The organism is Pseudoalteromonas sp. XMcav1-K (assembly GCF_044005875.1).
Taxonomy (GTDB): Bacteria; Pseudomonadota; Gammaproteobacteria; order Enterobacterales; family Alteromonadaceae; genus Pseudoalteromonas; species Pseudoalteromonas spongiae.
This window is the reverse complement of record NZ_JBIPJE010000024.1, coordinates 136,564-143,315: the sequence shown is the minus strand read 5'-3', so window position 1 is coordinate 143,315 and position 6,752 is coordinate 136,564. Positions and strand designations below refer to the sequence as shown.

Here is a 6,752-nt window from a genome sequence, read left to right as displayed (position 1 = left end):
CGGTGTTTTCGCTTGCTTCTTGCCAGATTTCAATCAATTCTGGTTTAACGAGCCCATGCTCTAAAACGCAGCGTTTAAACTCATCAACAAATAACTGTTTTTGCGCTGCCGCAGGGTTACTTTTATGCTCAGGAATATAATGTTGAATGACAGTGAACAGCTCTAAAATACATTTTCGCATTCCCCCTTTAGTGAACCCTTTCCATTTTAGATACGATAATGCTGAAAACCAATGGGGCATAAAGTAGACTAAACCTACATTACTCTGATTCTGCTTTTGGGTAAGCCAATCAAACGAATCGTAAATATACCCCATAAAAAAACCACTCATTTGATATTGGTCAACATGAAATGGAAAGCGATTATGAACAAGTCCATCGATTTCTATTGATTCTTCTGAGTATTCTTTCAGTCCATCAACAGAAGTAGCGTAAAGTTCTTCAATTAATGATTGCTCAAAGGATAATTCATTGAGTAACTTCCCTTGCAAAAGTAAGTTTAATACTCCTGTTCTAAACCCTAATTTTCCTTCTTCCCAAGGGATTTCTTTAAGCACTTGAAAGTAATAATGAACACTTGGCTCTGGTAACAATAAAAACTTTTCACTAAAACCTAAATCATACTCACTATATAATGTCCATTCACCTTTCAAAAAGTACCTTTTTAAGGTGGCATTTTTTTGTTTTACTACTGCCAATTATGGGTAAGAGCTTTTCAAATAAGGCTTCGCGTTCTGCTTTCCACACCGGATCATTAGTTTTGAATTGTTCTTTATGAAATGAAAATTTTGCCATTAATTACTCGCTCCCTGAGATACCAAAGTTTAGGTTCCATTTTTACTTATTCTTTGAGAAAAACATGGTGATAGGTCGAGCATTTTGCATGTTGAAACTAATTTTATCAATGACCGTTATTCGCTCATTACAGCCGGATACATAATTAAATCCAAAGGTTATTTCCTCGTCGTGCTCAAACTATGAAAAGTGCATTTTGACCAAACCGTTATGCCTTAAAATTCATCCACGAAGTTTGGTTACATCAGTCACCCATGATTTCACTTGCTCAAGCTGCGAAGCGATGCATCATAGCGTTTGTATTCACATTTAAGTAATAGATGAAAAATTGTTTGATTTAGGGGTACGTTTGGGTTCATTTTTGTCGTGTAACAAACATGAACAGAGCGCATCATAGATGGTGTGAGACTTAAAATTCAGGGACTAATTTGTACACCCACTAAGTTTAAAAACGGGTTACCTACATAACACTCTATTACTTGTGGTTTGAGCAAAATTATATCAGCAACTACTCCTCATTCAGAACTACCTGTCGGTCAAAATAAAGCCCATATCCAAAATGTTAAATCTGATATGAGCTAAATTAAAAACTTAAGTTTAAAAAGAATGTTTTAACAGCAATTAGTAAAAATCACGTTATTTACTGCGGTGTTTAAAACTAAAGCTTTTCTCTTTTACTAGCTCACCACTTTTATTTGTTGGTGTCGTATAAAAGTTAACGTTTAACTCATCTTGCTGGTTATCGAGTTCAATATGGGCAAATCCCCAAGTGAAAGCCTTATTCCAAATGAGATCGTATTCTTGATATTGACGCTCTTGATAATTTGCAAGTCCGCGATGCACACCGCGCATTTTAGACGCAGCGCCACTAATTATAAGCGGTAATGGTGGTTTTTTATCAGATGAAACACGCGAACAATCATCCGTTAATAACTCTAAATCATGTTCATGCCCTGCAATATAGGCATCTGCGTATTGGCATAGTTCAGGCAAAATTAAGCGCCTTAATACATGGCCTTCATCGTATTTTGTGCCGCCAATTGACCATAAAATATGGTGACCATAGACAATTTTCCATTTTGCTTTTGAGGTTTTTAAGCCTTTAGCCAGCCACGCAAGCTGTTTATGATCTTCACCATCAAGCGGTACTTCGTGTTTTTCAATGTCCTCGACTTCTGCTTGCCCTTTAGCAAGAGCCGTTGCTAAACCCTGCTCGCTACCATCTGTTGCTAGTGGGATTTCATAGTAATGCTGACCTGATAACAGCATATTGGTGTCTAACACAAAAAATTCCACATCATTTCCGGGTGAGCCTTGTTTAAAACGGTAATACCCTTGTTTATCCATGTGGAAATTAGGCTGTTTTGCCATCCAAGCTGTTTGAAGTGCAACCCCTTTACGCGATGTTTTCCAGTCATGGTTACCCAATGCAGAGTACACAACTAACTCAGGTTGTTGCTCAAACAAAGGCTTTAGCGGCGATAAAATAAGGTCGTTCATGCGTTTCTGGTCGTCTTTTCCATCATTTGCATCGGCGCCATCAGGGTAAATATTATCACCCAGCTGAATACCAAACTGACATGCAACGTTTTGGCAAAGCGTTGCCATTGCCTTGCCAACACTTGCGGCTCCTGTATCCTCAGTGGCAATCTCGGTGCCCGGGTAAACATAAATTGGCGCGTGGCCAAACTCTTCGATTGGGCGGTGCTCTTCTAGCCAATCTTTTTTTTCAGCGGCAATAAATTCAGCTTTAGTTTTTGGCTTTGTTAAATGTTTTTGTTTTGGATAATCTGGGTGGTAGCCGCCATCGCCAAATGCTAAAAACGAGATTCGCTCGTTGGAAAGTGCAGGCAATGCGCTCGCTGCTAATAATAAACTTGTTAAAATGGTTATTTTTTTCATACAAATCGCCGCTAGCGATTGGCTAGCGGCACCTCATTTAGAAAGATGTAAAAGTAAATCCGAGTTCGAACGAACGTCCGTATGTTTCATATTGTAGGCTGTAACGCTCATTACCATGCGACAAGTAATATGGCTCGTCAGTAATGTTCACGGCGTTAAAGTACACTTGGGTTTGTTGGTTGATATAGTATTTAGTACTTAAATCAAGTTGAGTATGGGCTTGTTCGTAAACCCCTTTATCTCCAAGCTCATATTGATACGCTTCGCTTTTGTAACTGGCGCTCAAACGTGCACTAATTTTAGCTGTTTCATAGCCAAACATGAGATTAGCAACAGTATCAGATTGATTTGGTAACTTATCATCAGCATCAACAAAGGTACCATTGGCTGAAAACATCAAGCCATTTTTAAAGTTCTTGGTCCACGCTAATTCAACACCTGTGAGTGAGGCGCTGCCACCATTAATTGGCTGCATTACTTCAGCAAAACCATTCCAAGAACCATTGTCTTGCACTTCGGCCATTACAATAAAGTTATCAATATCTTTGTAGAATAAACCCGCCGACATTACACCAATATTGCCTGGGTAATATTCAATTGATGTATCAAGGTTAAGTGACTCGTACGGGTCTAGATCCGGATTACCCACCTCAGCCTTACGCTCAGTGATTGTTTCGCCATCTTCATCAACAATTTCGGTTTCAATTAATTGATACGCAGCGCTGTCGCCAAATGTTGGGCGAGCAATGGTATTGGTGTAGGCAAAACGTGTAATAAGCTTTTCGTTTACGTCATATTTAACATTTAAACTAGGTAAAAAGTGGCTGTAATCTTTATCTACTTGCCACGGTGAAATTTCAACAAATTCACTGTCATTAATGTCATCAGCAACTAATTCAACACGGTTACCTGCGGTTGAAAATGACGTGTCTTCATAACGAACACCTGCAACAATATGCCATGCGTTGATATCCATTGTGATCATGCCATATGCCGCTAAAATGTCTTCATCACTGGTATAGCTTTGTCCAAAGCTATCAATTTTTGAATCAATAGCGTTTACATCAAAGTTTGATTTATTAGCGTTAACAAATTGTGCAATATCGCTGCGCGATAATCCTGGTCCAAATGAGCCCAAATCGTAATCGGGTGCGCCCACTGCAAATTGACTCGCTAACGCATCGTTAAAGCCGCCATCAAAAACAACCACGTTTACGTCGTTAAATTTTTCCCGCGTTTGGTATTTTGCACCAAATTTCAACTCAGCATTGTTGTTTTGCCAGACAAAATCTTTACTGATATCAAACTTCACGCTTAGCGCTTCATCTTCCGACACATTATTTTCACTTACAATTTCATCAAGCTCAAAGTTTGATAAATCATGGGCGTTGGGTGAATGAGCTAAATCAGGTGCATCATTCGTCGTGTTATAACCTAAAATGAAGCCTTCGCCGGCAAAGTCCGCATCAATGCGATCGGGTTCTTTTTCATTTGATTTGGAATACCCTAAATCGTATTCAACAAACCAATCGTTTAGGTGATTTTTACCGCCTAACACCATAGACAGAATTTGCTGTGTCTCATAGCGGTCTTTTGTATCGCGGTCCATTTCTGCGTCAACAAATGTCGCAGAGTTGTCGCTGATGCTATCTTCAAGCACAGTACCTTTATCAAACTTATATTCATTGCGTAAACGGAATTCATCATCAGCAAATTCACTCCACAAAGTACGCAAATAATATTCAGAGTTGCCCGTTGTTTTATAATCTAAGTTAAGTGCAGCACCTAAGCGTTCACGGGTTACTAGATAATGACGTTGTTCAATCTCTTCAGCGCCGAAAAAGTTTATGTCGTCACCACTTGATTGGCCTTCAACTTCCATCTCATTCCAGCCACCATCAACTTCTGAATTGTGTGAGCCAAACTTGCGTTCAAACCAACTTATCGCAGTTGCAACACCGAGTTCATTGCCGTTATCTAATTCATATACATCAGTAAAACTTGCTGATATTTTTGGGCTGCTCTCGCTTACTTGCTCATTGTATGAACCTTGCACCGTGGCACTGTAGCTTTGCCCTTCTCGGTCAAATGCACTTAAGCTTTTAACATCAATCGAACCACCTACTGCGCTTGCGTCCATATCGGGCGTCACAGTTTTGCTAACTTCTAAACTTTGCACTAATTCGCTTGGGATCACATCCATCGCAACGCTTCGCACGCCAGCTTCTGGCGACGGTACGTTTGCACCATTAATCGTTACGTTGTTTAGATTCGGGTCAATACCACGTATACCAACAAAGCGCCCTTCACCTTGGTCGCGTTGAATAAACATACCAGGTAAACGCTGCAGTGCTTCTGCAGCGTTTTGATCAGGCAATTGGCCGATAGAGTCACTACTCACAATGGACTTTATGCTTAATGCGTTTTTTTGACGATTAATAGCACCGGCTTGTCCCGCTCTAGTGCCAACAACTATCATGTCTTCGATTGTTGTTTGAGCCGACGACAAGCGCACATTTTTCTCTACAATGCCACTTTCGTTAATTGTTACGCTGATTGTTTTAGGCAAAGCACCAAGGTAAGAGATGACTAACGTGTAGTCACCCGCAGGCAGGTTAGTGAACGAATACGAACCATCACGCGCGGTCACAACACTTTTATTGAGTTCTTGAATTTCGACTTTAGCACCTTCGAAATACACTTTTTGATTAGCATCGCTAACGCGACCAGAAACGGTATTCGCTGCTACTTGGCAGGATAAACAACTAGCAAGTACAGCAAGAGTAAGTTGCGTACGCTTAAAAACTGACGGTTTATTACTTTCCATTATTATTCTCTTTCAGGGGTTAAGGCATATGCCGAGAGATTCTGTTGTCTAGCGCTCGTTGCTGAGACAGCGCTACCCTACTTGGGAGATATGAAAAAAATATTGCAGTACAATCAACTAAGTACTGATATGGCTTAAAAATCACTTGGTTTACTGTGTTATGAGCTAAATTAACCCCCTCGCACCAACCTAAAACGCCTTTATCCCTGTAATGGCTCAATGATTGTCATAAAATTGATACCTTTTATGAGCTAATCTAACCCTACTCATATAGCTTAAAACCCAAGAAAATGATCAAAAAACCTGTTCAATCATTATGAAAATCACAAACCTTACGCTGCACAAACATTTAGTTTTTGCCTTTTTCACCTGCTTACTACTTTTGGCCAGTTCGTTTATTCACATGAGTAACGCAAAACCCGTTGCCAGTATTAAATGGCTCGATGTTATTGGTGAGGGCGGTATTGCTGTAATTACCTTATGCTGGTTAATTGTTACGCTTTACACCCGCCCGAAAGGAAAGTTAACCACGCTGTTATTCATTGGCATCAGCATGGTGCATTTTTCCATGTTACTTGACCTGCTCGATGAATTTTTTCGCTACAAAAATGAGTATGCGTGGTTTTCTCGGCTTGAGGCAATTCCCGCAGTACTTGGCCTCGTGATGATGAGTTTCGCCCTTTACTACTGGCATAAAGAACAGCAAATAATTAATAACCGTTTAATTAAAAGCGAGCGTTTTTATCGAGAACACAGTTTTTACGATATGATTTCGGGGCTGTACTCAGCTAGTTATATGAAAAAACAAATTGCCGCCGAGCTTGTTCATTTCAATACCCATAACACACCATTTTGCATAAGTGTGTTCGACATAAAATCGTTTAACCTTTATTTGCGCGAACAAGGTAAATTATCTGCCAATAAACTATTACATGATATTGCCAGCTTAATTCAAGTAAACATTCGCGATAGCGATTTAGCCTGCCGTTACGCTGGAGACCGCTTTATTGTACTGATGCCAAATACTAAACAGCATCAAGCCCAAGTAATTAACACCCACGTTGCGAATATGGTTAAGCAACATGTCTTGTACTTTGACAATAAAACCCTTTTTAACGCAATTCATCAGTCAAGTATTGAGGTAACGCGTGGCGATGATGTGACCTCTTTGCTGATGCGATTAAACCACACCTTAACGCTACAAAAGCAGGTGGCATAGTTTGGCAAAC

At 39.9% G+C, this 6,752-nt stretch carries 3 protein-coding genes and 1 pseudogene; 1 reads left to right on the top strand and 3 read right to left on the bottom strand.

Annotated features, from left to right (window positions below; translation table 11 throughout):
- The 3 genes and pseudogenes from ACHSBP_RS02880 to ACHSBP_RS02870 all read right to left on the bottom strand — a co-directional run.
- A pseudogene (locus ACHSBP_RS02880) lies at positions 1-652 on the bottom strand (hypothetical protein); the annotation flags it as partial.
- Positions 653-1,430: 778 nt separating this feature from the next.
- Positions 1,431-2,696, bottom strand: coding sequence for a metallophosphoesterase (locus ACHSBP_RS02875; protein ID WP_010559275.1), 1,266 nt, complete (start codon positions 2,694-2,696; stop codon positions 1,431-1,433).
- 37 nt (positions 2,697-2,733) lie between these two features.
- Entirely contained in the window at positions 2,734-5,523 is a 2,790-nt protein-coding gene (locus ACHSBP_RS02870; protein ID WP_395388118.1) for a TonB-dependent receptor, read from the bottom strand.
- 403 nt (positions 5,524-5,926) lie between these two features.
- Between ACHSBP_RS02870 and ACHSBP_RS02865 the strand changes: the two genes are divergently transcribed.
- On the top strand, positions 5,927-6,742 hold the full coding sequence (locus tag ACHSBP_RS02865) for a diguanylate cyclase domain-containing protein (RefSeq protein ID WP_158523464.1): 816 nt from the start codon (positions 5,927-5,929) through the stop codon (positions 6,740-6,742).
- Positions 6,743-6,752 lie beyond the last annotated feature (10 nt).

What these genes read in the sequence shown, in the direction of transcription:
- ACHSBP_RS02875 (WP_010559275.1), bottom strand. Translation starts at nt 2,696, where the DNA reads ATGAAAAAAATAACCATTTTAACAAGTTTATTATTAGCAGCGAGCGCA.
- ACHSBP_RS02870 (WP_395388118.1), bottom strand. Translation starts at nt 5,523, where the DNA reads ATGGAAAGTAATAAACCGTCAGTTTTTAAGCGTACGCAACTTACTCTT.
- ACHSBP_RS02865 (WP_158523464.1), top strand. Translation starts at nt 5,927, where the DNA reads ATGAGTAACGCAAAACCCGTTGCCAGTATTAAATGGCTCGATGTTATT.